This window comes from Solimicrobium silvestre (assembly GCF_002976435.1).
In the GTDB taxonomy this organism is placed as follows: Bacteria; Pseudomonadota; Gammaproteobacteria; order Burkholderiales; family Burkholderiaceae_D; genus Solimicrobium; species Solimicrobium silvestre.
Window position 1 is genome coordinate 49,147 of the sequence record NZ_PUGF01000014.1, and the last position, 25,276, is coordinate 74,422.

Annotated in this window: 20 protein-coding genes; 11 read left to right on the forward strand and 9 right to left on the reverse strand. The window is 46.4% G+C overall.

Annotation, left to right across the window (positions count from 1 at the left end):
• Positions 1 to 88 precede the first annotated feature (88 nt).
• The 3 genes from S2091_RS14710 to S2091_RS14720 form a co-directional block, all read right to left on the reverse strand.
• On the reverse strand, positions 89 to 1,414 hold the full coding sequence (locus tag S2091_RS14710; RefSeq protein ID WP_105532705.1) for a cytochrome-c peroxidase: 1,326 nt from the start codon (positions 1,412 to 1,414) through the stop codon (positions 89 to 91).
• 111 nt (positions 1,415 to 1,525) lie between these two features.
• Positions 1,526 to 3,967, reverse strand: coding sequence for an alkaline phosphatase family protein (locus tag S2091_RS14715; RefSeq protein ID WP_105532706.1), 2,442 nt, complete (start codon positions 3,965 to 3,967; stop codon positions 1,526 to 1,528).
• Positions 3,968 to 4,220: 253 nt separating this feature from the next.
• Positions 4,221 to 4,655, reverse strand: coding sequence for a multidrug/biocide efflux PACE transporter (locus S2091_RS14720; RefSeq protein ID WP_105532707.1), 435 nt, complete (start codon positions 4,653 to 4,655; stop codon positions 4,221 to 4,223).
• 95 nt (positions 4,656 to 4,750) lie between these two features.
• Here S2091_RS14720 and S2091_RS14725 point away from each other — a divergent pair, with 95 nt between their 5' ends.
• The 6 genes from S2091_RS14725 to S2091_RS14750 all read left to right on the forward strand — a co-directional run bounded on the left by S2091_RS14725 (position 4,751) and on the right by S2091_RS14750 (position 11,293).
• Positions 4,751 to 5,626, forward strand: coding sequence for a LysR family transcriptional regulator (locus S2091_RS14725; protein ID WP_105532708.1), 876 nt, complete (start codon positions 4,751 to 4,753; stop codon positions 5,624 to 5,626).
• A gap of 152 nt (positions 5,627 to 5,778) precedes the next feature.
• Positions 5,779 to 6,249: an Rrf2 family transcriptional regulator gene (locus S2091_RS14730; RefSeq protein WP_105532709.1), complete on the forward strand. Its 471-nt coding sequence runs from the start codon at positions 5,779 to 5,781 to the stop codon at positions 6,247 to 6,249.
• Between the two features lie 228 nt (positions 6,250 to 6,477).
• Complete coding sequence (fusA, locus tag S2091_RS14735; protein ID WP_105532710.1) at positions 6,478 to 8,589, forward strand: elongation factor G; 2,112 nt, start codon at positions 6,478 to 6,480, stop codon at positions 8,587 to 8,589.
• A 261-nt stretch (positions 8,590 to 8,850) separates the two neighbouring features.
• Positions 8,851 to 9,906 (forward strand): alkene reductase, encoded by a 1,056-nt coding sequence (locus S2091_RS14740; RefSeq protein WP_105532711.1) that lies wholly within the window; start codon positions 8,851 to 8,853, stop codon positions 9,904 to 9,906.
• 165 nt (positions 9,907 to 10,071) lie between these two features.
• Positions 10,072 to 10,317, forward strand: a complete 246-nt coding sequence (locus tag S2091_RS14745; RefSeq protein ID WP_105532712.1) for a hypothetical protein — start codon at positions 10,072 to 10,074, stop codon at positions 10,315 to 10,317.
• Between the two features lie 202 nt (positions 10,318 to 10,519).
• Positions 10,520 to 11,293, forward strand: coding sequence for a quinone oxidoreductase family protein (locus S2091_RS14750; protein ID WP_105532713.1), 774 nt, complete (start codon positions 10,520 to 10,522; stop codon positions 11,291 to 11,293).
• A 222-nt stretch (positions 11,294 to 11,515) separates the two neighbouring features.
• Here S2091_RS14750 and S2091_RS14755 read toward each other — a convergent pair whose 3' ends face one another.
• Positions 11,516 to 13,060, reverse strand: coding sequence for a sensor histidine kinase (locus S2091_RS14755; RefSeq protein WP_105532714.1), 1,545 nt, complete (start codon positions 13,058 to 13,060; stop codon positions 11,516 to 11,518).
• 1,033 nt (positions 13,061 to 14,093) lie between these two features.
• On the opposite strand from S2091_RS14755, the gene S2091_RS14760 reads away from it, so the two are divergent.
• Positions 14,094 to 14,936 carry a Crp/Fnr family transcriptional regulator gene (locus tag S2091_RS14760; protein WP_105532715.1) on the forward strand — a complete coding sequence of 281 codons (843 nt, stop codon included), beginning with the start codon at positions 14,094 to 14,096 and terminating at the stop codon, positions 14,934 to 14,936.
• A gap of 406 nt (positions 14,937 to 15,342) precedes the next feature.
• Here S2091_RS14760 and S2091_RS14770 read toward each other — a convergent pair whose 3' ends face one another.
• The 5 genes from S2091_RS14770 to prs all read right to left on the reverse strand — a co-directional run bounded on the left by S2091_RS14770 (position 15,343) and on the right by prs (position 19,507).
• Positions 15,343 to 15,987, reverse strand: coding sequence for a 5' nucleotidase, NT5C type (locus S2091_RS14770; protein ID WP_105532717.1), 645 nt, complete (start codon positions 15,985 to 15,987; stop codon positions 15,343 to 15,345).
• 51 nt (positions 15,988 to 16,038) lie between these two features.
• Positions 16,039 to 16,404 (reverse strand): hypothetical protein, encoded by a 366-nt coding sequence (locus tag S2091_RS14775; protein WP_105532718.1) that lies wholly within the window; start codon positions 16,402 to 16,404, stop codon positions 16,039 to 16,041.
• Positions 16,405 to 16,509: 105 nt separating this feature from the next.
• Positions 16,510 to 17,028 (reverse strand): O-acetyl-ADP-ribose deacetylase, encoded by a 519-nt coding sequence (locus tag S2091_RS14780; RefSeq protein WP_105532719.1) that lies wholly within the window; start codon positions 17,026 to 17,028, stop codon positions 16,510 to 16,512.
• Positions 17,029 to 17,174: 146 nt separating this feature from the next.
• Positions 17,175 to 18,644 carry a nicotinate phosphoribosyltransferase gene (locus tag S2091_RS14785; RefSeq protein WP_105532720.1) on the reverse strand — a complete coding sequence of 490 codons (1,470 nt, stop codon included), beginning with the start codon at positions 18,642 to 18,644 and terminating at the stop codon, positions 17,175 to 17,177.
• Positions 18,644 to 19,507: a ribose-phosphate diphosphokinase gene (prs, locus tag S2091_RS14790; RefSeq protein ID WP_105532721.1), complete on the reverse strand. Its 864-nt coding sequence runs from the start codon at positions 19,505 to 19,507 to the stop codon at positions 18,644 to 18,646. The genes S2091_RS14785 and prs overlap by 1 nt, the downstream gene beginning before the upstream one ends.
• Before the next feature lie 210 nt (positions 19,508 to 19,717).
• Between prs and S2091_RS14795 the strand changes: the two genes are divergently transcribed.
• From S2091_RS14795 to groL, 4 genes are all read left to right on the forward strand, one after another.
• Positions 19,718 to 20,407, forward strand: a complete 690-nt coding sequence (locus tag S2091_RS14795; protein WP_105532722.1) for an NUDIX hydrolase — start codon at positions 19,718 to 19,720, stop codon at positions 20,405 to 20,407.
• 25 nt (positions 20,408 to 20,432) lie between these two features.
• Positions 20,433 to 22,529: a hypothetical protein gene (locus S2091_RS14800; RefSeq protein ID WP_133166921.1), complete on the forward strand. Its 2,097-nt coding sequence runs from the start codon at positions 20,433 to 20,435 to the stop codon at positions 22,527 to 22,529.
• Between the two features lie 675 nt (positions 22,530 to 23,204).
• Positions 23,205 to 23,495, forward strand: a complete 291-nt coding sequence (locus tag S2091_RS14810; protein WP_105532725.1) for a co-chaperone GroES — start codon at positions 23,205 to 23,207, stop codon at positions 23,493 to 23,495.
• A 74-nt stretch (positions 23,496 to 23,569) separates the two neighbouring features.
• Entirely contained in the window at positions 23,570 to 25,216 is a 1,647-nt protein-coding gene (gene groL, locus S2091_RS14815; protein ID WP_105532726.1) for a chaperonin GroEL, read from the forward strand.
• The last annotated feature ends 60 nt before the right edge of the window (positions 25,217 to 25,276 follow it).

Sequence of the window (25,276 nt, forward strand, 5' to 3'; positions counted from 1 at the left end):
CAGATTTACGCCTTAATTACGCATCGAATTGCTAATAGAATTGCTAATGATACGCGCCAGTGCAGAGTTGATGCAATAACTTAATAGATTACAACTCTGCGCCCGGCTTGGCTGAATAGCCGTCGGATAAGGTTGTCAGGAATTCGATCAAGTCCTTGATCTCCGCTTCATTTAGTGCAGCAGGTGCACCTTTTTTACGATTAAAAGGTGCAGTAACATGGTCGACATTGTCCTGATATTGCTTGGGTAGATCGTCAAACATCTGCACTTTTCCATGCACTTTGGAATACCATTTTTGCGGTTTGCGGTCACGCTCCACATAAAAATGCATCACCTCATCCAAGTCATGGAAATAGCCGTTATGAAAAAACACTTTACGGGTTACGACATTACGCAAGGTTGGTGTTTTAAACATGCCGCAAAAAAGTGTTTCACGACTCATATCTTTACGATAAGGGCCGCAAATCCCCATATCAAAATAACTGGTGGAACGGTTAGCTGGAATCGCTGGATTACGAGGAACACCGATTGCTTCAAATTCAAAATCGGTAAATTGAGCCGGACTCCCACCCGCGCCTACCGTATCGATATGGCATTTGGCGCAATTACCTTTGCTCGGATCTTTAAATACCCGGTAGCCACGTAACTCAGCGTCGGTAAACGTCGCATTACCAGAAACTACCGCATCAAATTTGCTGGTGTAAGGGTGAAAACTGGCATCTTCCATTTGAAAAGCTTCCAGCGCATTGCCAACTTGTTCCAGCGTTTTATTTACATTGCTAAAAACCTGCTCGCCATAAACCTGTTGAAACTGCTTTGCATAAACAGCGACCTGCACTTTTTGAGCAACACTGGCCGCATCTAGATTAGCCATTTCATTGGCACTCAATAAAGGAATGCTGGCTTGCTCATGCAAGGTACGGATTGCCCCGTCATGGGTAAAGCCACCCGTTGGCCCTTCATCCTCCAAACCTTCCGGACCCGGCAAATAGAAATGGCGAGTAAATAACGGCGTAAAGCTGATATAGCGCAGTGATGGCACCGAACGGGTACCGGCCCGATCCAGCTTTGGCCCACCGAGTTGCACGGCCAGATCATTGATTGGGGCATACGCATGATCAGGGTTATGGCAAGTCGCGCAGGACATCTGTCCTGATGCGGAAAGGGAAATATCAAAGAATAATTTGCGACCTAGTTCTGCTTGCGGGCTTAACGGCACCGATTGATCGGGGTAGCGCACCCAGCTGGCATTTTTTTTAGGGTAAGCCGCAGTTGGAGCTTGTGCATAAGCGGGTGCGGGCAAGACTGAGGAAGGTGCCGATTGAGTTGCTGCAGTTGGTGAAGATTGTTTTTGGCATGCACCGAGCAACATAACTAAAAACAGGCAAAACAACGATTTAAAACAGTTACGCATTTCCAAAACCCATCATAAAAATACTAAGCAAAAACGGAGTAAGTGTTTAACACTTACTCCGTTAATCTTCTTTATTCACTAATTAATTTAACGCAATTAAGAAGAAAACAATCAGAAATTAAACATCGACATTAAATCACCAATTGCCGGCGTGGTATTTGTTGGCTTATACAAGTTAGCCGATGTCGTCACAGGGATTGGATGATTGTCCCGGCTACGTGCTGATAATGGTGGCAACTTCCAGTTACGCTCAATAAATTTCAATACCGATGCATGATCGTGGTAAGTGTGATCAATGTAATTCGTACGGGCATAAGGAGACACAACTAACATTGGAATCCGTGGGCCATCACCAAAAAAGTCCATGTTTTGGATAGCGCCAGTATCAAAGTGACCGCCACCCTCATCCGTTGTAATGATAATCGCGGTATGTGCCCACAAAGTTGGGTTCGCTTTTACTTGAGCGACCAAATTCTGCAAGAACAATTCGTATTTCATTTCAACAGAATAACCAGGATGTCCGCTATCCAAATTCTTCGGCACAACAAAGGACACGGCTGGCAATGTGCTATTTTTAACGTCGTTATAAAAGGTCGTCAAACCCGCCAGACCCGCTTTTAACGATGTCGATGTCATGACATTTTGAGATGCAACCAACGGATCACCGATTGCGTTGTACTGCGCAGATTGAAGTAGCGCATAAACACCTGCACTAGCAGGCAAACCAAGTGCTGTCGCATCTGCTGTCACATCCGCTATTTCACGAGCACCGGTATACCATTTCCACGACACGCCTTTATTCGCCAAAGCTTCAGCAATGGTTGGTACCGTTTGTGGTGGATAGTTGTAATTTTTTGGGCCGATAGGTTGAACATTACCGTTCATGTCGTAACCTGGCGCGTAATTATTCACCAAATAGTATTTACCTGTATCGCAATTGCTTGGCACGTTAACCGCGGTTAATGCCGCTAAAATTGGCGCTACGCCAGGCTGTGTTGAATCAGAACAATTCACATACGAGCCGCCGCTATAACCATCTTGCGTATAAAAGTTAGGCGTACCAGCCATTGGATTTGGATTTTCAATTTGATTCGCGGGCGGTGCAGCAACAGCACCCGCTGTATTGAAATACGGTGAATCGGCGGTCGCAATAGCAAAGAAGTTCGCGCCAGTACCACCTAAAATTGATTGATGGTAGTTATCACTGAGCGCATAACTTTGCGCCAACGATTTCAAGTACGGCACATCACCAGCCTGCATATTCAAGAACGCCATCAACTCACCGCCTTGCGACGGATTAGCAGGTGTAACACCTGATGTATCACCACCCTGGCCAACCGAATCGGCCACCCAGGTAAACATATCCAGCTTGGCATTATTACCACCGGTTTGTTGCCACATCTGGAAGAAGCGATGTACCGGATCCCCTGTAGTAACTCCGATCGGATTAGATGCTGTCACTGCATAAGGTACATATTTAGTCAGCTGGAACGGGCCATTTGCTAAATTAGCAGGAAAATGCGGATCAGGCGTACCACCTAATGTTGCCAACGACGATGTTAATTCACCGATTTGCAATGGTTGCGGCAACGTCGCATAAGCTACTGAGCGAGTTGGATTAATACTGTACGTAGTTTGTGTTGCGCCTTGATTTTGCAGCGCAAGATTAAAATTCGGTCCCGGTGTTCCGTCAGCGTTAATAATTCCTTCAGACAGCAAATTATTCACGGTTTGGCCTTGCGGCGCTGGATAGGTACCAAATACGGCATCAAATGTTTGATTTTCGCCGATGACCACAATCACATTAGTAATTGGTGTCGTCGTGCCGCCGGCATTTAACGCGACTAATGAAGTCACTGCAGTTGTTGGAATACTGCTCGCCAGCGTACCGGTGGCTGGAACATTAATAACAGCACGGTTAGCATCGGTACCGATACTGATCTGACCGGAATGCACCATGAAATGTGCCAATGTGAATAAATTATCCAGTGGATCACTGCTATTTGCCTTGTACACGGTGGTCCCGATAGGGTCAGCGGTTTCAGTAGCAGGAATAGCTAACGCGGTGTATATCGGTTGCAACAAAGTAGTGATCGCCAGCTCTGCATTCGCCACCGTAGTCGGGGTAATCGCCGCCGTAGTTATTTGTGCGCCCGTCGGAGCGGCGCTTGGAATAGCACCCAGTACCCGCGAAGTAATTAAGGAAGTAAGTGGATTAATATTTGCTTGCAACGAACCGGCGAACACACCGGATGGAACGTAGACTGAAGACAATAATGCCGGTGAGCCATCAGCATCATTAAATGGTGTCGTCAATACATAAGGACCAGAACCACCCAGTGCAATCGCGAATTTACCCGTAGCATCGGTCGGCGTCGACTGAATAACATTCCCGCTAGAATCTGTCGCCGTTACAACAACGCCCACCAACGGCGCTCCTGCTGAGGCTATACCATTCACACTTGGTGGAGTTGCTACTGATGATGAACCGCTATGGCAACCCGCGAGAACGACCAGCGCTGAACATGCCAGCGCTAAAGGACTTAATTTCATAATTTCCCTAACTTTATTTTTGGAATAATTTTTATTTCGGAAAACCACCACTTAATTATGCAGTTTCCTGTTTTTAACTTGTGGAGTATGAAGATAACATATGACAAATTTATGACAGCAAAAGAAATAATCGGAAATTAAAGTTATTCCTCTAATTTCCGATTTTCAGCTTAATTTATTTTTTAGAACTATTCAAGGCGCCCTATACAACTACCGGCAATCAAGTGATTTCAGTACGTATAGGACTAGTTAATTACATCGCGGCATTTTGTTGGTAAAAAGCTGCACGCAACCGGTCATATGCCCAGTTATAGATAATCGTGTATGGCAAGAAGAACATCAATAAGCCAATATCCAGCACAAATGCTTCCAATAACGATATATCCGCCCACCATGCGATGAGAGGAACAACAGCGAGTATCAGTCCAGCTTCAAACGAAATGCCGTGCAAGAGCCGAATTTTTGTAGTGCGCTGCCAATGATAACGACGTTCAAAATAATCAAAAATAGCATTAAAAATCATATTCCAGACCATTGCTACCAGAGAAATTATTAACGTTAAGGCACCAGCGTGCACCACTTCCAGCCCCAAACCCCAAACCAATAATGGAACACAAATAATCAGAGCCAATAATTCAAATAAGAAGGCATGGAAGACGCGTTCCAGCCAGTGTTTTCGTGTTGTCATGATGCATACTTTCTATTAATTTAAGAGTAGTGCAGCTATTTTCATTCAACTATACTGATAGTATCAATGTAGTTACCATCGGAAAAATTGATACCATGATTTCACACGAAGCCTTAAATGTGTTTGTTGAAGCAGCCAATTCAGGCTCTTTTTCAGCAGCTGCGCGCAAGCTAGGTAAGCGCCAATCCACCGTCAGCGAAGCAATAGCTAATCTGGAAATTGACCTTGGTGTGTCCCTGTTTGATCGCCGCACACGACGCCCAACATTGACGGCACAGGGACGCAGCATGCTGGTACATGCACAACAAGTTCTGGAGGCTCAGCATCGCTTAAGCATTGCGGCTCGTTTGTTGGTCGGAGGGCAAGAAGCTCAATTGAGTTTTGCGCTATCGGACACCTATCAATCCAATGTCTTTGAAGTCATGCTGAAAAAAATTGAGCAGCGTTTCCCAGATTTACAATTGGAATGCCTGATCGCCGAAGATCATGACGCCGTTGAACTAGTTCAAGAAAACCGGGTGCAACTGGCATTAATTACGGCACAAGCTGAATACCCGCCCGATATCAGTTTCGATACCCTAAGCGATCCGTCTGAAATCGGCCTGTTTGTCAGTGCAGGACATGCACTGACAAACCAATCCACCATCAGCAACGCCATGCTGAGCGCCACAAGGGAGTTGCGCTTAAATACCTTTGCCGACGATGCCTATAGCAAGCGCACCAGTTTGAGCTGGTCGTCATCCAATTACCTGATTTTGCTGGAAATGACAGAACTGGGTTTCGGCTGGGCCAAGCTACCGCGCTGGTTAGTCAAACGCTTTGCCGAAACCAAATTAGTGGAATTACGCACCGGCGGCTGGCCCAGACAAATACCGATGCATGTAATCTGGTCGCGCCAACATAATTTAGGGCCAGCTGCCTGCTGGATGCGTGACAATTTTCTAACAAGCACAGTGGAATTACAAACATAAACAGCGGTACGCATTCAGAGTGTGTGCGTGCTACAATCACACATCAATATCGCTGATCCTTTGCCAGCACCTGCTGTGCTGATGTCTGTGCCGTTTCCGGCTTTAGCCGGCGCCAAGAGATCGCCCCATATCAAGTAAATTAGGACAACATTGTGCCCACATCTACCCGCTTTGCCGTAGCCATTCATATTCTTTCCAATATTGCCATGCATCCCGGGCAAGCTGTGCGCTCCGAGGATATTGCGCGTAGCGTGAATACCAACCCAACCGTGGTGCGCCGTATTCTCAGCACCCTGGCGGATGTCGGATTAACTCATGCACAAATGGGTCAAGGCGGGGGAAACCTACTTGCGAAACCGGCGAATAAGATTACGCTGCTTGATATTTATCAAGCAGTCGAAGAGCCCCAGTTCTTCGCGCTGCACCGCTCCAAGCCTAACCCCGCATGTTATATAGGCCACAATATTACACCTGTGTTGGAAGAGGAATTTGACCGAATCACCAAGGCACTGGAGCACTCGCTCGCAAAGACTACGCTAGCGGACATTGTTAAAAATGTTGAAACATGTGCTGGTTTTCCCTTTGTTCCTAAAAGTCACGGCGACGCTACGAAATCGCTCTAATCCCCCTTAAAATTTATCTTCACATTATTTAATGAAATTTTTTGCTTGCGTTAGTGTGACTGTGTGCGTTACACTAATTCATATTGAACGGGACGCAAATTCAGCTATATTGAAAACGACGATTCTTATTTCGACTCTTATATTTTGTTGTAGCTCCCAGTCCCATTCATGTTTTTTTGTTTTTCACGGTGGTCTGTAATGACCGTGCCGTGTTCATGGAGATTTATGATGACCCGCAAGACACCTATTGAGCGTTACCGCAATATTGGCATCAGCGCCCACATCGACGCTGGCAAGACTACGACTACCGAGCGCATCCTGTTCTACACAGGCGTCAATCACAAAATCGGCGAAGTGCATAACGGCGCCGCAACGATGGATTGGATGGAGCAGGAGCAGGAACGCGGTATCACAATCACCTCGGCCGCCACCACCGCTTTCTGGAAAGGCATGGCGGGTAATCTTGCTGAACATCGCATCAATATTATTGACACGCCGGGCCACGTTGATTTTACGATTGAAGTTGAACGCTCGATGCGCGTGCTGGACGGTGCCGTGATGGTGTACGACGCAGTCGGTGGCGTGCAGCCGCAATCCAGAACCGTTTGGCGTCAAGCAAATAAATATGCCGTGCCGCGCATTGCCTTCGTCAACAAGATGGATCGTGTCGGTGCCGACTTCTTTCGAGTACATCAACAGATCACGGAACATCTGAAGGGCAACGCCGTACCGATCCAGATTCCACTCGGCGCGGAAGACCATTTCCAAGGTGTTATTGACCTGGTAAAGATGCGGGCGATCAGCTGGGATGATGCCAGCCAGGGCGTGCAATTCACGTACGAAGAAATTCCGGCCGAACTGAAGGAGTTGGCGCAGAAGTGGCGCGACCACATGGTTGGAGCCGCAGCAGAAGCGACGCCCGAGCTGACTGAGAAGTACCTAAACGGAGAAACCCTGACCGAAGACGAGATTAAGCAAGCTCTGCGTCTACGCACGATCCGCAATGAGATTGTGCCGATGTTGGCTGGCAGCGCTTTCAAGAACAAGGGTGTACAGGCAATACTGGACGCGGTAGTTGACTACTTGCCGTCACCGGCTGACGTGCCCGCGATAGCCGGTCACGACGAGGACGATAATTTGATCGAACGTCATCCGCTAGACGACGAGCCATTCTCCGCGCTCGCCTTCAAAATTATGAGCGACCCATTCGTGGGACATCTGACTTTTTTCCGCGTCTATTCCGGCGTGGTACATGCTGGCGATACAGTCTATAACCCGACTAAGTCGCAGAAAGAACGCTTGGGCCGCATCTTTCAAATGCATGCCAACGAGCGCAAGGAAGTCAAAGATGTTTATGCTGGCGATATCGCGGCGGCCGTCGGCCTGAAAACCGTCACCACGGGTGACACTCTGAGTGCGCCGGAGCACGTGATCGTACTGGAAAAAATGATCTTTCCTGAGCCGGTGATTTCGCAAGCGGTGGAGCCAAAGACCAAGGTGGATCAGGAGAAGATGGGCGTTGCCCTGAACCGGCTGGCGCAAGAAGATCCTTCATTCCGAGTTCATACAGATCAGGAATCAGGACAAACTATCATCGCAGGCATGGGCGAGTTGCATTTGGAAATATTAGTGGATCGTATGAAGCGCGAATTCGGCGTCGATGCAACGGTAGGCAAACCGCAAGTGGCTTATCGCGAGACGATTCGCAAGCAGGTCTCCGATGTCGAAGGCAAGTTCATCAAGCAATCCGGCGGTAAAGGACAGTACGGCCATGTGGTGCTGAAGCTTGAGCCGATGGAGCCAGGAAAGGGGTACGAATTCGTTGATGCGATCAAGGGCGGCGTAGTACCGCGTGAATTCATTCCAGCCGTAGACAAGGGCATACAGGAAACGCTGCGCTCAGGTGTACTGGCTGGTTATCCGGTAGTGGACGTGCGCGTGTCGCTCACTTTCGGTTCCTACCACGACGTGGACTCGAACGAAAACGCCTTCCGTATGGCTGGCTCGATGGCTTTCAAAGATGGAATGCGGCGTGCCGATCCACAACTACTTGAACCGATGATGCAGGTCGAAGTAGAAACACCCGAAGAGTTCATGGGTAATGCGATGGGCGACTTGACGTCGCGGCGCGGAATGGTGCAAGGAACGGACGAAATCCCAGGCGGTGGCGGCAAGCTGATTAAGGCGCTAGTACCGCTAGCCGAGATGTTCGGCTACTCGACCACCCTGCGTTCATTGTCTCAGGGCAGAGCGACGTACACGATGGAATTTAAGCACTACGCAATCGTGCCGAAGCATATTCTGGAGCAGGTGATGGTAAAAGCTGCCACAAAACACTAACACTAACTTTAGCTTCGAATTAAATTTTATAGGTGAGCTAGATTTATAGCCTATGAGTTGTTTCATTATTTTTTTAAACTGTGCTTATGTGCGTTACATAATATTATATTACTCCAGACTGCTTAAATTTACGGAGCCAGAATGAAAGAGACGAGGAGCAACGTCTTAGGCGTCATCCGTGATGCTTTTTCACCCCGCTCACTTGCACTTCGCTGCCCTGCAACGAAGTGCATTCACCTTAATTAAATGAAAGAAAGAACTATGTCCGCACTATTTAATCCGATTCGCATCGGCGATCTTGATCTTCCAAATCGCATCATCATGGCACCACTGACGCGTGCGCGCGCTGTGGGCAAGGGGCGAGTTCCCAACGAGTTGATGGCGCAATATTATGCTCAGCGCGCATCGGCGGGCTTGATTATCAGCGAAGCTACCTCCGTGACTCCGCAGGGAGTGGGTTACGCCGACACCCCAGGCCTATGGTCTGCCGAGCAAGTTGCAGGTTGGAAGCAAGTCACCTCCGCCGTGCATGCTGCCGGAGGACGCATACTGGCGCAACTCTGGCACGTGGGCCGCGTCTCCGACCCAATTTTTCTTGATGATGAATTACCGGTAGCTCCTAGCGCGATCGCTGTTGAAGGTCATGTAAGTCTGCTGCGCCCAGAGCGCCCTTATGTCACTCCACGCGCTCTTGAAATTGATGAATTACCTGGGATTATCGCGGCGTTCCGCCAAGGCGCAGAAAATGCCAAGGCTGCAGGCTTCGACGGCGTGGAAATACATGGTGCCAACGGATACTTACTCGACCAATTCCTACAAGATGGCTCGAACAAGCGCGCGGATATCTACGGTGGCTCAATCGAAAATCGCGCACGACTGTTGCTTGAAGTAACAGATGCGTGCATCTCGGTATGGGGCGCATCACGTGTCGGTGTGCATTTAGCACCGCGCGGCGGCTACTACTCCATGTCAGACTCAAATCCCGCAGCCACCTTCGGCTACGTTGCGCGTCAACTCGGCGAGCGTGGCATTGCCTTCATTTTTTCACGCGATGCCCTCGTTGATGCCCCGCTTAGCGCAGAACTGAAAAAGGCATTCGGTGGAACTTATATTGCCAACGAACAGCTAACTGGAACCACTGCCGAACAAATTCTCGCTGACGGTAGCGCCGATGCAATTGCTTTCGGCCGGTTATTCATCGCTAATCCTGATCTACCTCGACGCCTATTAGTGGGCGCACCATTGAACGAGCAGCGGCCGGAAACTTTCATGACGGCTGGTGCCGAGGGCTATATCGACTATCCCGCCCTTGCTTAAGTAACCTTAATCGGAATCAACTAATGGATTCCGATTAATGCATTAAAGATGATTTATTTTCATAACAAAACTGTTTGATCAATCGCTGAAAGTTTGCATAGCGCCACTTGAAGTCTAGTTAAATAAAACTAGACTTCAGCAGGCCACGTTAAAGCATGGTTTCCGTTGCTGTGGGGTGCTGACAAGATCAAAGAAGGCCTGAATGGGGACGACAAACCGGTCCCACTCGGGATGCCGACGGGAGGCGAAGTCAAGCTCAAGTCAGGTTTCTTTATTAGTCTGTTAACGCTAGATCCTGCGGCAGAACTTGTCAGTTACAAAGGGCCACTCTTCGTCGCCGTTGGGACCAAGGATACGATTGTGTTTCCGCAACCAGCCATAGGTCAGAGTTTAATTAAATACCACCACTGACAAGGCGAACTCTTTGTAGGACCCACGGATCATTTTTTCAATGTATCCCAAGACGAAAAGCAGATTGACGAATTGATCGCTGTTACCGGCGTATTTTTTGCAAAGCACGCTCACTGAGCGAGCACCTTATGTAATTCAAACTAGGGCAACGTAGAGCAGCAACCTGGCGGCTCCGCTTTCAATTTTTTATTGGGGAAAAATTATGCTGGCAGTTCAATATCAAGCTTATGGCGGCTATGAAGAAAATCGCGTGGACGACCTTCCTCGACCACAACCGGTGGATGGTGAGGTGTTGCTGGAGATGCGCACTGTCGACATTAATCCGCTCGACAATACGTTTCGATCCGGGCACTTTTATGCCGCTACCGCAGACAATTTACCTCGCATTGGCGGTCAGAACGGTGTCGGGGTAGTGATAGAAACAAAAAGCCCAGCCTTCGCGGTAGGAGATCGCGTGTTCGTATCCGGGAAAGGTTTTGGCCTGGCCGCAGATGGTACCTGGCGTCAATTTATCGCAATGCCGGCAGCAGGTTTGAAACGCGTTCCCGCCAACATCGACGACGATCATGCGGCTGCGTTCCTGGCCGGTGCCGGTTATCCGATCGGCTATCTGGCACTCACCGAATTTGCACACTTCAAACCGGAGAAAACGGTATTGGCACCCGGCATTGGCGGTGCCGTCGGCATGGAGACCGTACAGATTGCAAGGCGGCTGGGCGCATCAATGGCGATTTTTACTGCGAGTACCACGCACAAGACGGAACTGGCACGCGCAGCCGGTTACGAGCATGTGATCGACCTGTCACGCGAAAAGCTCCAGGACGGTGTGATGCGCTTGACGAACGGCAATCTCGCTGCTGGCGGGCTCCAACCGACGATTGCTAACGTGTTTCCCTTATCCGAGGCGGCTGACGCAGTGCGCCATCTGATCGAAGACCGGCCATTCGACCGTGTGTTGATGAGAGCCAATGGATAATCGGCCAGCTCGATGATCTCTAATTAAGAATGCGCCCGGTATCCGACTCTTTTTAAAGTCCCCTATTTCTATTTCAAAAACTAGCTCAATAAACTAGTGCGGCCGAATTAACGCTGCGATACCACTGCGGGCATTTTCGCAAACAGTCAATTAGATAGCTGCATTCTGATGGAATAAAAATGTACTTATTTAATTCCGATTTTCACCGCCGCCTCAATCGTGTTAACTCGACAGAACCACTTTGGGCACTACAATTTCAACAATGGTGCCACGTGGCGAGGCCATCTTTACACTGATATATCCGCCCAGAATACCCGTAACAATGTTGTACGCGATTGTCATACCAAGTCCATTCGTGCCTTGCCCCATTTGGGTTGTAAAAAATGGTTCAAATATACGCTGAAGAACTTGCGGATCCATACCTGCGCCATCATCAGAAAAAGTAATTTCGACCATGTTTTGATCCATTTCCCTGGCAACAATTTCAATACTGCCTGGCGAGTTTTCGTCAAATGCATGCGTCAACGCATTGTCGATCAAGATGTTAAATACCATCGTAAGACTATCCGGGTATGAATCGAGCGCCAAGCCCTCAGGTAGCCGCATTTGCACGTCGCAGCGAGCCTTCTGAAAATAAGGGTGACGCTCAACCAATATCGCGTTCAACAGTTCGGCCAATTCAAAGCGCTGTCGACGCTCATTACGCTGATCCATCGCGATGAATTTGAAGGAAACGATAATATTGGCTGCCTTCTGCAATGATCCTTCGATCAAAGCACAACAATCCTTGATCTGCGCCGCATGCTTGACGAATGTCGAACGCGCCATCCCCTTGCCGAGCGAGGTTTCAAATTCCGACGCTAAATCCGATAACGTTGTGGCCATTAACAGGCCATTACCTATTGGTGTATTAAGTTCATGCGCGACACCTGAAACCAAACCGCCCAGCGCGACTAACTTCTCGGCTTGCACCAGTTGTTTTTGAGTAGCCTGCAAATGCTCTACCAACTTTGTCATTTCATCATTGGCAATAGCCAACGCCTGAGTGCGCGCTGAAACTTTTTCTTCCAGTCCCTGATTGGCTTCCGCCAGAGAACGATTCGTTTCCTGCAGCAATGCGCTATGGTGCGAAATCGTACGCCAGGCAAGCATTGTTGCCACCGTCAAAACCATCAAAACAAGAACCAGCAATAAGTTAAAAAAGTTGCGCTGCCATGCCCGCATATTTTCATAACGCCGCTGCTCCGATAGCTGTATAGAAGCAATTTTGTCCTGCAATACACGCTCGAACTCGACATAGTTATTCAAGCTTGACGTGATTGGCCGAACGATCCCCATCCAGTCAGCGTTTTTGGCAGCGGTGAAAGCTGGCGTAATATCATCCCGGTAAAAGGTATCGTATAACCCGCGTAATTCGCGCAAGTCGGTTTCCGGTATCTCCGGCCTAGTCTTTAGCTCTTCCCATAACATTTGGTTCTTTTTTATTTCCGCTTCGATGATATTAAAATGAATGGAAATAGGATGATCATGCAGAACGCTGACGTCCAATTGCTTGTTGTGCATAAAGCTCGCATACAGCTGAAAGCGTAGGTTCTTAGTATTCGCGTCAATTTCCTGCAAGGGCAGAACCGATTTCAGATAGACAGAATTAATGGATTGTTGCGCGGCGTCAAATTGATTCTCTACGATCAGCAACGCTACCGTAAACACGAATGAACTGCCTGCCAGAAGGGCGATCAGAACCACGCCGAGTGTTTTCAACTTCATCGACTCTTTCCCCTGTCCACTTGTTCTTACGACTACCCAGGCATTTTTTCCGGTCACATAGAGATCAAAAACACTGGCAGTTCGAGTCCGGGCGATAGCCTCTCGCAATAAATTAGTCTAGGCGAATTTAGGCTTTATTGCATAAATAAAAGTACTCTACCAGTCGAGGATCAGGTCAAGGAACGTTCTCCCCTGCGTAAGCGGGCTGCCTTGGTTCCTATTGAGCCTTTTTCTTATTTGAATTATTAAAAATAATTCATGTCGTTAACGGGCGACAGACCATTTCCATTTCTAAATAAACTCGGTGTAAATGGATGTTTTTACAGGAGACGATAAAGTTCAGGGTGATTACTATCAGCTACGCACGCTGAATTAATGACAGCGGTATTAATCGGCTGATAGCTAATGCACAAACCCGTTCAACGAAGCTATACAACTTCCCAAAGTTGTCTTGCCATAGTGCAACAACGAAAGCTGAAATGGTGTCCGATGCAAATCCAATAAATTGTTTTTGGTGTTTTTTTGATGCTCATCAGCTATTTCTTGCAAAAATGTTGCGCCAACATTGCTCCACAATTTACTACTAAAAATCGCCTATATCACCTATGTCGCCTCTCGACAACAGAAATAATCCCAGTTAATTCAAAGGCTTACCGAATTACAGAAAATCCCTGTCGCCTGATGACGACAAAATTTAGCCAAAACCAAAGGCGCCGACATTGCTTGCCAGCATTAAATCCATCTAACTAATTGAATATTAAAATATTTTTCATTCTGGCACAGCGATTGCTACTACTCGATACAACGATAACTGGAGCGCGCCGCGCAGATTACACAAAACATCGAAGGCGTGAAGACCGTCAACAATCAATTGAGTATCAAAGCCGCAAGTTGATTGATGACTTCTAGCTGCGATGAAAAAATATTCAGTTGATACATTCAATATCGTTGCAGCGGCATTTAATCGTCAAGCTGGTATTTCTCGTTTGAGGCGGTACGTTTAATTTTTCTAGTGAAATTCACGGAGGAAAACATGAATAACTCTTCATCCAAAACAATTTCAACAAATGCGCGGTTGGCTTTCCAATCCACAGCTTTACTCACTAAGACGTATTCCTCTGCTGCGGGAAAGTTTACCCCGAGCCCGATCGGTGCGACACAAAATGATCTGCTAGCATCGCTTCATCCCGACGAACTGGCGTACTTGTTGCCGCACCTTGAACTAGTAAAGCTTCCATTAAACAAGGAACTGCATCAGCACGGCAGCGAGATATCGCATGTTTATTTTCCAACCACGGCAATCATCGCATCGCTGTTTTTACGGGCGGATGGAAACGAGACGGAAATAGGCGTGACCGGCCATGAGGGTCTTATAGGCACGTCGATTTTGATGAGCGATCGCGCGCTTGGAACCGCCAGGGTTCAAAGCGCCGGTTTTGCATACAAAATGGATGCAGCAATACTCAAGGAGGTCTGCATGCATTGCAGCAAGTTGCATGATCTGTTGATGCGCTACATGCAGGCCTCATTTTCCAAGATGACGCTAATCTCAGTGTATGAAAATCATTGCACTGTCGATCAAAAGCTCGCGCGCTGGTTGCTTGACCGGCTGGATCGCTCTGCCACCAATGTATTAAACGTGACTCAGGAAATGATTGCCACCATGTTATGTGTGCGGCGTGAAAGCATTACCGAGGCGGCGTGTAGATTGCGAAATGCGGGGTTAATCAGCTATCTTCGCGGCATTATTGTTGTGCTTGATCGAGATGGATTAGAGATCAATGCAGGCGAAAGCTACACCATGGCCAAGCAAGAATTCGATTTGATATTGTCTGATCCCAATTCGAATCTGAGGGGACATATGTACGCCACATGATGTCCGAAAGAGTGAATGGGATTTATCAAAAAATTCAATAAACTCGCTATCTTCTTGAAGTCATTGATGCGATAGGTCACCTGACCTTGAACAGCAATTTGCTGGAAATCGCTCGAATTTTCTTCAAAAATAAAAGCAACATCTTCACTGCCCATAGATACAACCACCATCGAAGTGGTAGGCGCGTAGTAAAAGAAGGAGAGTCCTGCTCCTCGCGCTTAACACTTCCGTTCTTGTATTGCTGCACATAGGCGGTTGGCTGAAACTTGATAAATTTGACGTTAAACATGATTTTCATTTTTTTAAGTTAGATTCTTTCAAATCTACTTCGCTAAAATCTTCGTTCCAACAACATTAATTCTTGCGTATATGGCAAACACGTCGTACCGCACTAATGCATAAAAATTTATTCAACGCATCTGGATTCACTAAGCCACCACGATGCAAAGGCCTGCAAATCTGGATGAAGCGAATGCGCGAGATTTAATTCTCCCCCCAGATTAGGACTACCATTCGGCTCGCGCATGATCAGTGCGGCGTGAATATCATCTGGAATACCACGCAAATACGGTAAAAAATCATCAACAAAGGCAATCGGATTCAATTCACGTAACGCCGCAGCTTTTGGACTAATGCCAGTATTCGAACCGGAAGTGGCAATTACTCTTTCAATAGGGAATCCGCATTCTTGAAGATTTTGAAGGCGCGCATGCTGAAATTGAGATTCAATTGCTGACACGCAAACCAGTTCGTATCCGGCAGAGCACAATTCCTCGCAAGCTTTTACCGCATTTGGAATTGCAGGTATCGATTTCCAGTATTGCTCATCAAAGCATGCGCGAAATTTGATCAGTTCCATTCCGTCGAGACGGCTCACATCCCAGCGATCAATTGCCCAGTAAGCGTTCTTGTCGCGAAGATCCGGCAACAGCCCAAATGCCCTCTCCCAAGCCAGGCGATAAGCTGCGTTATAGTCCAACAATACGCCGTCGGCATCAAGTGCGATGATTGAACCTGATCTTTGTTTAAATGAATTATTGTATTTTTTCATCTGCAGCTCTTAAGCAACGAGGCCAATCTTTAAAATAAATTACTCAGGTTGTTATTTATAAAAAATAATCACCTGAATACCGGCTTGTTCAGCCAACTCAACAGCATGTCGGGTCCCGAGTGCCAATCCTGGTTTTCCATATTCTGGATGAAATGCAAGTAGCAAATCGATTCCTGTTCTGATCATTCGATCATTGAGCCCTTTCCAACCGTTATCTGGGTAGGTTTCGTAATCCTCCTTAGTCTTTTTCATCAATTCAACGACAAATCCGAACTCAGGGGCAACCTCGTTGGCGAAAGCATCAACACCAGAAGTATCGCCAGTAATAATTATGGTTTCCTTTGGAAGGAAAGCAAATTCTCGACGCAGAGCTTTAATATCAGTCCAAGTCGTCGAGCCAGTTATGAGTACACGCATTTTAGAACCAACTCCACGTCACATTGCACAAGGAGGGATATTTAAAGTCTACGAAATAAATGACAAGGTTATATACAGGATTTGTAAATTCATTCGACATACCAGTTATACAGATGCTTCATTCAGCACCTTTTCATAAACAGCAAGGTCACTGCCAGAGAAACAGCAAAACATAACCTCTTTAATATTACTGTATTGCTGAACTGCCGCTCTCACTGTAATGACAGCAACTTCTGCGGCCAATTCAATTGGGTAACCATAAATTCCAGTGCTAATACTCGGAAATGCGAGCGTGCTGATGCCTTGCTTGGCTGCGATATCAATCGAAATGCTGTAGCACAATCTCAGGAGATCAGATTCTCCATTTGTACCTCCGCGCCAAACCGGCCCAACTGTGTGAATAATATATTTTGCTGGTAAGAGATAGCCTTTTGTCAGCTTCGCCTCCCCAGTTTTACAACCACCTAACAGTCGACACTCGTGCACTAAATCCACCCCTGCTGCCCGATGAATCGCGCCATCAACACCACCACCGCCAAGCAATGATGAATTAGCAGCATTTACGATCGCGTCTACCTGCATCTTTGTAATATCAGCATGAACCGCTTTGATTATCGCAGGCATAGAATTACTGAGCTCCTTAGGGATTAGTTTGCGCGATTTTTTTATGCTGATTCGGTTATCAATCAATTGAACAATGGAAGATTCAAACGTCTTCCACTGTTATCCGCAGAAAATTATCTTCAAAAAAGGTAAGCGAAACAACACTCTTAAATTGTGGCAGCCAATCTAGCCCTGACTTCAGCAAGCGTCACTTCATTAAGTAATTTTCCATTTTCAAACACAGGAACAAATTCGCACTCGTTGACGTTATTCCAGCTTACTTGGTCCTTCAGATAAAATTCGCCTTGATCATCTTTGTAGACGGCCACTAATCCTTTAGCTGAGTTTTTGGTGCCGTCACCGGTTTTTGGCGCTTTAAAAATTTCACGATTTTCTCCGGAAATTTTGGCGAAAGTCGCTTTCACGGCGAAGCCATCGGTGTCGCGAGTGACGTGTTGATAGGTGTAACTGCCAATTCCAAACACCACATTGGTTGAGGCAAATCCCTTGGCTTTCAACCCTGCACAAATCGCCGTGGCGCGTTCTATGGTGATGGAATCGCCATAAATCAGACCGACATGCGGGTCCAGGATTTTATAACCTTGCTTAGTTTCGCTACCGCCAAACACTTCCCACAAACATTCAATCGCGCCTTTGTATTCTGGTGTACCGATTTCTGCATCGGCATCGCCGCAAATCATTTTAACGGGGCAACCGGTATCCGGGCGGAACACCACTTTGCCATCGCGCGCTACTATTTGTTCTTTCAGTTTGACAGTGAAATCCGTCATCACTTGCCAGAAATCCCAAGAGTCCGACACGATGCTCACGATACCAGCCGGATAGATGTCTTGAATCAAGCGACGGAAAGTTTCAAGCTCGTTGTCCATACCACCCGCACACATCACAGAATGCTCAGTTGCTGCGACACTGCCGCCAACCAGTTCAAGGTCACTATTTGCTCCGTAATAGTCTTCTAGAAAATCGATGGCAGGAATAGTATCGGTGCCAGTAAAACTCAGTAAATGCGCAGCACCGCTCATTGCAGCAGCTTCAGCTCCAAACATGCCGCGGAAACTAAAGTCGTGCCCTTGCCAATTTACAAAATCAGTACTGCCATCGGTTTCCAGTGCATAAGCGGTAAGTAATTTTTTGTATTCATGTGCTGTCGTGGCGCTGGTGCACATGCCCCATACATTGGTCGACAGAATGGTTTCCAAATAATTGGTGAGCCAGAAAAAACGCTCGTCCGTATTAAAAATAACCAGGCATGGAACTCGTAACGGATAAACCGAACCTTCCGGCAGGGCCATGATTTTGATCGGTAAATAGCCGAGGTCGTGAAGATCCGCAATATGCTGAGTGCCAACGTTGTTTGGACCTAAATAATTGTTAATGCGGCGGGAAAAACGGCGGATCACTTCGTCTTTTGGCTGTTTAAAAAAATCTTCTTCCCAGTTTTTTATCAAGAAGCTTTTTATGAAATACTGCAAGCCAAAAAACACTAAATAACTGGTATATTCGCGACGTGTTGTTCTGGCGGTTAAATTACTGAACACAACTTGGGTATTGTCTGGATATTGACGACGATGATCGACTTTGTAGCCATCAATTGCGGTAGCGGGATTCAAGTTCATTATTTTTCTCCTTGTGTTGGCATAAAGCGCCAAATGTTTTTTACATTTAATAATTCCGTTGCGACCAAGTCTTGCAAACTGTTGGTGGTGTATATCGCATCAATGCCACTTTCCGCTAATTTTTTCTCATCCGCAGTGTCTTCATAATGCGATACAACCAAGACAATTTTTTCGCAGTTTTTGGCTTTGAGTTTCTTCGCCAATTCGATAAAGGTTCGACCGCCGGCACAAATATCATCGACAATCACCGCCGTTTTTCCGCTTAAATCATCACAAAAAACTTCGGTGCCGATAATTGCCCCATTCCGTACATCACGTATTTTGTCCGCCCGAACTACCGGCAAGCCGCCCAGTTGACTGGATAATTCAAAGATTTTTTTATTTGATCCGGCATCCGGCGAAATCAAAATAAGATTCGCGCCAATTTCACTAACGACTTCCCGGATAAATTGATGGTTTTTTACACAATAGACATTATTTAATAAGGCGACCACCACATCGCTGTGCGGATCAAAAACACAAACCTTTTGATAATGCTGTTGATTGATTAAATCGGCATAAACCTTGACCGATAATGCCTCACCCTGATTACAAACACGGTCTTGCCTTGCACCGGGAAAATACGGAATAAATAAGTCGATGTTAGTCGCACCTTGGCGACGTAATGCATCGGTCAGCAGTAGGAGCTGAATGAGCGATTGATCTCCGCTGTAGCGAAACATAATTTCCACATGGGAACTGCTGGGCGCTAAAATTTGCAGATGATTTTCACCGCTCCCAAATTGAAAAAGCTTAAATAAATCTCCGGCTTGTTGAGGATTTGGTAAAAAATAGCGATTCTTGGTTGTAACGTGGCTATCCATTTGTTAACCCTGTTTCGAAGTAATCAGAACACAGTCAATTCTTGCTTGCTTGACTATGCTTTCTTTTATTTTATCGAGGGATAAAATAAAACATGAGATGATATTAATGTCCGTGAGACACAAAGTCAAGCGAGGCGTCACAACTTTTATCAAACTGTAACTTATGCTATAAAGAAAGTGTCCCAAAGACATAAAATACGAAATGACAAAATGAATACGATATTGCAAATAGAGAAACCTTTATTCACTGTGGACAGTGTGCTATTCACTGTTCACGATGGTGTTTTGAAAGTGCTCATGGCCAAGCGCGCAGAATCGCCGTTTGAGGGATATTGGGGACTGCCCGGTGGATTTATTGATATCAATGTGGATGAAAACACTGATATGACTGCACGTCGAAAGTTGCTGAACAAAACGGGCTTAGTGCCGAGCTATTTAGAACAACTGCAAGTCATTTCTGGACCTAAGCGTGACCCGCGGGGATATAGCGTAACGCTTGCCTATTATGCGTTGGTAGCACATCAAAACGTTGAGTCTAAAATCGCGTCCGTAGAGAGCGCCTGTTGGTTAAGTGTGAGTGAATTGCCCAAGTTATTGATCGCATTCGATCATCGACACATCATTGATATTGCGCAGCAGCGACTACAACAAAAAACACTGTATTCAATGATTCCAGTATTTTGTTTGCCTGAAAAATTTAGCATCGGTCAATTGATCAAAGTGATTGAAGCCATCATCGAAAAGCCAATTCAAAGAAAAAGTTTAATGCGGCGAATTGAAGCATCAGAAATGTTTGAAATTTCCAATGAAAAAATATCTTCAGGAGGACGCTTAGCTCAGCTCTATTCCCTGAAGCCGGGAGCTGACATTGTTAACTTCGAACGCAATTTAAGTCTTTAATATAAGAAAAACCGTTAAGGAAAATATGATGGCATTTAACGCGCCTGCGCCGATTCTCGGGTTATCAGAGAATAGTGAATTCCCAGAAGTTATCGACGATCTTTCATCTTTGTTCTCAGTCACGCAACCAGATAGCGTAGATGGCATCGTTTTCGAAATACTCGATAAATACGCAATAACTCTCGATACGCAAAGTTATCCGGCGAGCCTCTATGCGGAATCGCTCCTATACATGGTTTATTGGTACCACCGCCTACGTGACCCCATCCGCAAGAATGGGATCGAAATTTGCATCGGTAAATATCTAAACGTGGATCCTCAATCCGCCGTAGTGAACGCGTTGTTGTCCGATCAAGAGCTCAAAATTCAGGCAAAGCAGCGAATTGATCAGGGTGTCATGGTTCGTAAGACTATCGACGTACTAGTAATGCGCGATGGACAAAGCGGACGGGAATTCCTGACGTTGAATCGGACTTTTTTTCCTGAAGGCTTGTCTCTACCTGGCGGCCTACTCCGGGATGAAGACGAACAAAACGAAATCGGAATCCCAGCCCACATTTTTGCAGCACTTCGGGTAACGGGCACGAAAGTGTTCGGATCTGCAACGTTGGAATATGGAATTTCGGAATCAGACGGTCGTAAATACTATTTCGTCCGGAACGAAGCAGGAAAAGTCGCGAGAATCTATATGGATAGAACCATTTCTCACGGATATCGCGATCACCTTAAAGAAATCGCTGTTCCGTCAGATCCGCGTCATATCGTCGACACAGTTGGATTCCTCGTAGAAATTTCCGATACCGAAGGCGTTGAGGGGCGATGGCTTCCTGAAAGCATGATTACTACGCCGAACGCGAAAGAAGGCTCGTTTGCCTTCGGTCACCACAAACAGATTGCCGCTGCGCTCATTGCGAAAAATTTTAGCAAAACGCAGGGAATTTCTCATCACGAGTGGATACGGGAATCAGTAAATAATCCATTGGATGTATATCGTGGATTGCGGGTACGGTTTGCGTTGAATAACGACAGTTTGGATACGCCAATCATAGAATTGTTGCCAGTAGTTGAACACTTCCGCAGCCAGATGATGCTCCCGGCGATAGTAGGGAAGTGTCGCGACAATGCAGCACTTGCGTCGATGCGCGATCAGTTACTGCATAAACTTCACCACGTTACGATCCAGAATGGCCCGATGTGTCCTTATGCCCCGACGTTACGCATCTTGTTCGAAGCTGTAGGTTTCTTTGATGTAGTGTGCCGTACCGAGAAGAATCTGAGCACCCATTTCCAAAAGAAATATTGGTATCGATACGAAGAGCTGATGCACCGAATCCCGGATGTGATCATCATTCCGACTTTTGACAATATTTCCGCCACTGATCTCATGAGAATCCGAGGCACTCCAATCTATTTTATAGGGGTATCAACGGAGCCTGTGTATGTTGATGAATTCTGGCAGTCTCCACTCGAATTCCTCATTCACGACCTTAATCATGCCTGGAAGATGATGGACATGGACAGCAGATTTTTGCAAAAACAGCCAAAGTTGAGCAGAGATGAACTCATGAATAAATCCAATACGTTCATCCGTGAGTACTTCCCGAGTATCGCCATCCGAAAAACAGATACGGAACAACAGAAAGAAATGAAGAAGCTCAAGAAAATTCTCCTGTTTGAAGTCAGTCACGAAGACGCGAGGCCTCTGTTGCCGAATATCGTTAATGAGGCACTTCTGGAAGATGAGGGATACGAGTTTCCGGACGACGTAGTACGTTATGAAGAAGATGTGAATCAGGCCTATTTGGAAAAGCGCACTATTCCTGGCATTACTGCGCTTTCCTACGTAAGGCATAAACTGCAACATGGTTTCTTTGACCAGACTGACTCGCAGAACATCCAGATAGTGTCCCCAAAATATCGCACGGTAGAGTGGATTGTAAGAGCGACGGAAGAATTACTAACGGAAATGCAAGCGACAATTCCACCTGCGGTTCAGGCGGAAGGTTTGACGGAATACCTGACGCGACAGGCCTGCTCCCGAGGCCCCACGATTCTTCACTCACCAGAAAACCTAGACCCGGTTGTGGGAGAGTATGGGGATGGAACGATTATTCAGGCGTAGCTTAGCGGAGCGCAACACACATGGATATTCAAGTGATTCGAAATTTGGTTCTTGCTGCCATTGCTAAAAACGATGGGCTATGGAGCTGGTATCAAATAGATCGCGCGCTAGCTACCGAGCGCCCTGAAATCAGTGCAGTCCTTATACCTGCGCTCTCTACTCTTGAAAGCGAAGGAAAAATAAACTCTCGGCAATCGAACGAACATCCTAGCCTACCTCGATATTCAATAACAGCAAATGGGTAATAAGGGAAGCCTGTGATAACGCGGAATAGCTAAAACCAGGACACGTCAAGCGGAGTAACCTGATTCGAGAGTCATTCAACACAAGGAAGATCATTTAATTAAAAGAATAAGTCGCCATACTTCAAACCAAATAACTTCCTTTATTACATATCAAATATGCATCAACCATTTATATAAAATCAAGTTACAACCGAAATAATTCAAAGTTAGCTGAATTTTAACAACAACTTTTTCAGCTAAAGAAATTATCTTCACCTCTTGTCCTTGAAAATCCAGACCTTCGCCCATATAATTAGCACTCGACGGGAGAGAGTGCTAACAATGTCTCTTAATTACGGCACATTGCCGTTGCGACATTGTTTAAGCTTGTACGTGTCCCCTTACTTTCGTTAAAACCTTTTTTGTTACAACCATTATTTAAGGAGTGTGTATGAACCTTCGTCCCCTGCATGATCGCGTTATCGTTAAGCGTCTGGATCAAGAAACAAAAACAGCATCTGGCATTTTGCTCCCGGAAGCAGCCGCTGAAAAACCAGATCAAGGTGAAATTTTGGCAGTTGGTAACGGCAAAATTTTAGATGATGGCAAAGTACGTCCATTAGAAGTTAAAGTTGGTGACCGCGTTTTGTTCGGTAAATACTCCGGCCAGGCATTCAAAGACAATGGCGTTGAATTGTTGATGATGCGTGAAGAAGACATTATGGCGATCGTTCAGAAGTAATTTTACTTTCTGATATCCACACAAATTTTTAGACTGACGCACAAGCGTTAATCTCAACAGTTCAGGAGTTTCACATGGCAGCTAAAGAAGTAATTTTCGGCGACGCAGCGCGCGCCAAAATGGTTGAAGGCGTTAATATTCTAGCTAACGCAGTTAAAGTAACTTTAGGCCCTAAAGGCCGTAACGTTATTCTGGAACGCTCATTCGGCGCGCCTACTATCACTAAAGATGGTGTTTCTGTAGCAAAAGAAATCGAACTCAAAGACAAGCTCATGAACATGGGCGCGCAAATGGTTAAGGAAGTTGCTTCCCGTACTAGCGATAACGCTGGTGACGGTACAACTACTGCTACTGTATTGACGCAAGCTATCGTTCGCGAAGGCATGAAATACGTTGCAGCCGGTATGAATCCAATGGATTTGAAGCGCGGTATCGACAAAGCAGTTGCAGCAACAGTTGAAGAACTGAAACGCATCGCTAAGCCATGTACAACAACTAAAGAAATCGCTCAAGTTGGTTCGATTTCAGCTAACAGCGACACATCTATCGGTGACCGTATCGCTGAAGCGATGGACAAAGTTGGTAAAGAGGGCGTTATTACTGTTGAAGACGGTAAATCATTAAACGACGAATTAGACATCGTTGAAGGTATGCAGTTTGACCGTGGCTATTTGTCACCATACTTCATCAACACTCCTGAAAAGCAAGTAGCGATTCTGGAAAATCCATTTGTTCTGTTATACGACAAAAAAATCTCCAACATCCGTGACCTGTTACCAACATTGGAACAAGTCGCTAAAGCTGGTCGTCCATTGTTGATCGTTGCTGAAGATATCGACGGCGAAGCATTGGCAACTTTAGTTGTGAACAACATCCGTGGCATCTTGAAAACTTGTGCAGTTAAAGCACCAGGTTTTGGTGACCGTCGTAAAGCTATGTTGGAAGACATCGCTGTATTGACTGGCGGCCAAGTGATTGCTGAAGAAGTTGGCCTGACTTTGGAAAAAGTAACTTTGGCTGACTTGGGTCAAGCTAAACGCATCGAAGTAAGCAAAGAAAACACCATCGTTATCGACGGTGCTGGTCAAACTTTGGCGATCGAAGCACGCGTTAAACAAATCCGCGTTCAAATCGAAGAAGCGACTTCTGACTACGACCGTGAAAAATTGCAAGAACGTGTAGCTAAATTGGCTGGCGGCGTTGCAGTGATCAAAGTTGGTGCTGCTACTGAAGTTGAAATGAAAGAGAAAAAAGCTCGCGTTGAAGATGCTCTGCATGCTACTCGCGCAGCGGTTGAAGAAGGTATCGTTCCTGGCGGTGGTGTTGCTCTGTTGCGCGCTCGTGCAGCGATCAACGTTAAAGGCGACAACCCAGATCAAGAAGCTGGTATCAAGATCGTTCTGCGTGCGATGGAAGAACCATTGCGCATGATCGTTCAAAATGCTGGTGAAGAAGCGTCTGTTGTTGTAGCTGCTGTATTAGCTGGCAAAGGTAACTTCGGTTACAACGCTGCTAACGGTACTTACGGCGATATGGTTGAAATGGGTGTGTTGGATCCTGCTAAAGTAACGCGTTCAGCGTTGCAAAATGCAGCTTCTATCGCTTCCCTGATGTTGACAACCGATTGCATGATTGCTGAAATCGCTGACGACAAAGCAGCCGGTGGTATGGGCGGCATGGGTGGTATGGGCGGCATGGGCGGTATGGACGGCATGATGTAATTAACCTGACCAGATTTAATCTGGTCGCGTTTAATAAAAAGCCTCGCAGTGAAAACTGCG

What these genes read in the sequence shown, in the direction of transcription:
- S2091_RS14810 (WP_105532725.1), top strand. Translation starts at nt 23,205, where the DNA reads ATGAACCTTCGTCCCCTGCATGATCGCGTTATCGTTAAGCGTCTGGAT.
- S2091_RS14770 (WP_105532717.1), bottom strand. Translation starts at nt 15,987, where the DNA reads ATGAAAAAATACAATAATTCATTTAAACAAAGATCAGGTTCAATCATC.
- S2091_RS14780 (WP_105532719.1), bottom strand. Translation starts at nt 17,028, where the DNA reads ATGCCTGCGATAATCAAAGCGGTTCATGCTGATATTACAAAGATGCAG.
- S2091_RS14760 (WP_105532715.1), top strand. Translation starts at nt 14,094, where the DNA reads ATGAATAACTCTTCATCCAAAACAATTTCAACAAATGCGCGGTTGGCT.
- S2091_RS14755 (WP_105532714.1), bottom strand. Translation starts at nt 13,060, where the DNA reads ATGAAGTTGAAAACACTCGGCGTGGTTCTGATCGCCCTTCTGGCAGGC.
- S2091_RS14720 (WP_105532707.1), bottom strand. Translation starts at nt 4,655, where the DNA reads ATGACAACACGAAAACACTGGCTGGAACGCGTCTTCCATGCCTTCTTA.
- S2091_RS14785 (WP_105532720.1), bottom strand. Translation starts at nt 18,644, where the DNA reads ATGAACTTGAATCCCGCTACCGCAATTGATGGCTACAAAGTCGATCAT.
- S2091_RS14715 (WP_105532706.1), bottom strand. Translation starts at nt 3,967, where the DNA reads ATGAAATTAAGTCCTTTAGCGCTGGCATGTTCAGCGCTGGTCGTTCTC.
- S2091_RS14750 (WP_105532713.1), top strand. Translation starts at nt 10,520, where the DNA reads ATGCTGGCAGTTCAATATCAAGCTTATGGCGGCTATGAAGAAAATCGC.
- S2091_RS14710 (WP_105532705.1), bottom strand. Translation starts at nt 1,414, where the DNA reads ATGCGTAACTGTTTTAAATCGTTGTTTTGCCTGTTTTTAGTTATGTTG.
- prs (WP_105532721.1), bottom strand. Translation starts at nt 19,507, where the DNA reads ATGGATAGCCACGTTACAACCAAGAATCGCTATTTTTTACCAAATCCT.
- S2091_RS14800 (WP_133166921.1), top strand. Translation starts at nt 20,433, where the DNA reads ATGATGGCATTTAACGCGCCTGCGCCGATTCTCGGGTTATCAGAGAAT.
- groL (WP_105532726.1), top strand. Translation starts at nt 23,570, where the DNA reads ATGGCAGCTAAAGAAGTAATTTTCGGCGACGCAGCGCGCGCCAAAATG.
- S2091_RS14795 (WP_105532722.1), top strand. Translation starts at nt 19,718, where the DNA reads ATGAATACGATATTGCAAATAGAGAAACCTTTATTCACTGTGGACAGT.
- fusA (WP_105532710.1), top strand. Translation starts at nt 6,478, where the DNA reads ATGACCCGCAAGACACCTATTGAGCGTTACCGCAATATTGGCATCAGC.
- S2091_RS14740 (WP_105532711.1), top strand. Translation starts at nt 8,851, where the DNA reads ATGTCCGCACTATTTAATCCGATTCGCATCGGCGATCTTGATCTTCCA.
- S2091_RS14775 (WP_105532718.1), bottom strand. Translation starts at nt 16,404, where the DNA reads ATGCGTGTACTCATAACTGGCTCGACGACTTGGACTGATATTAAAGCT.
- S2091_RS14725 (WP_105532708.1), top strand. Translation starts at nt 4,751, where the DNA reads ATGATTTCACACGAAGCCTTAAATGTGTTTGTTGAAGCAGCCAATTCA.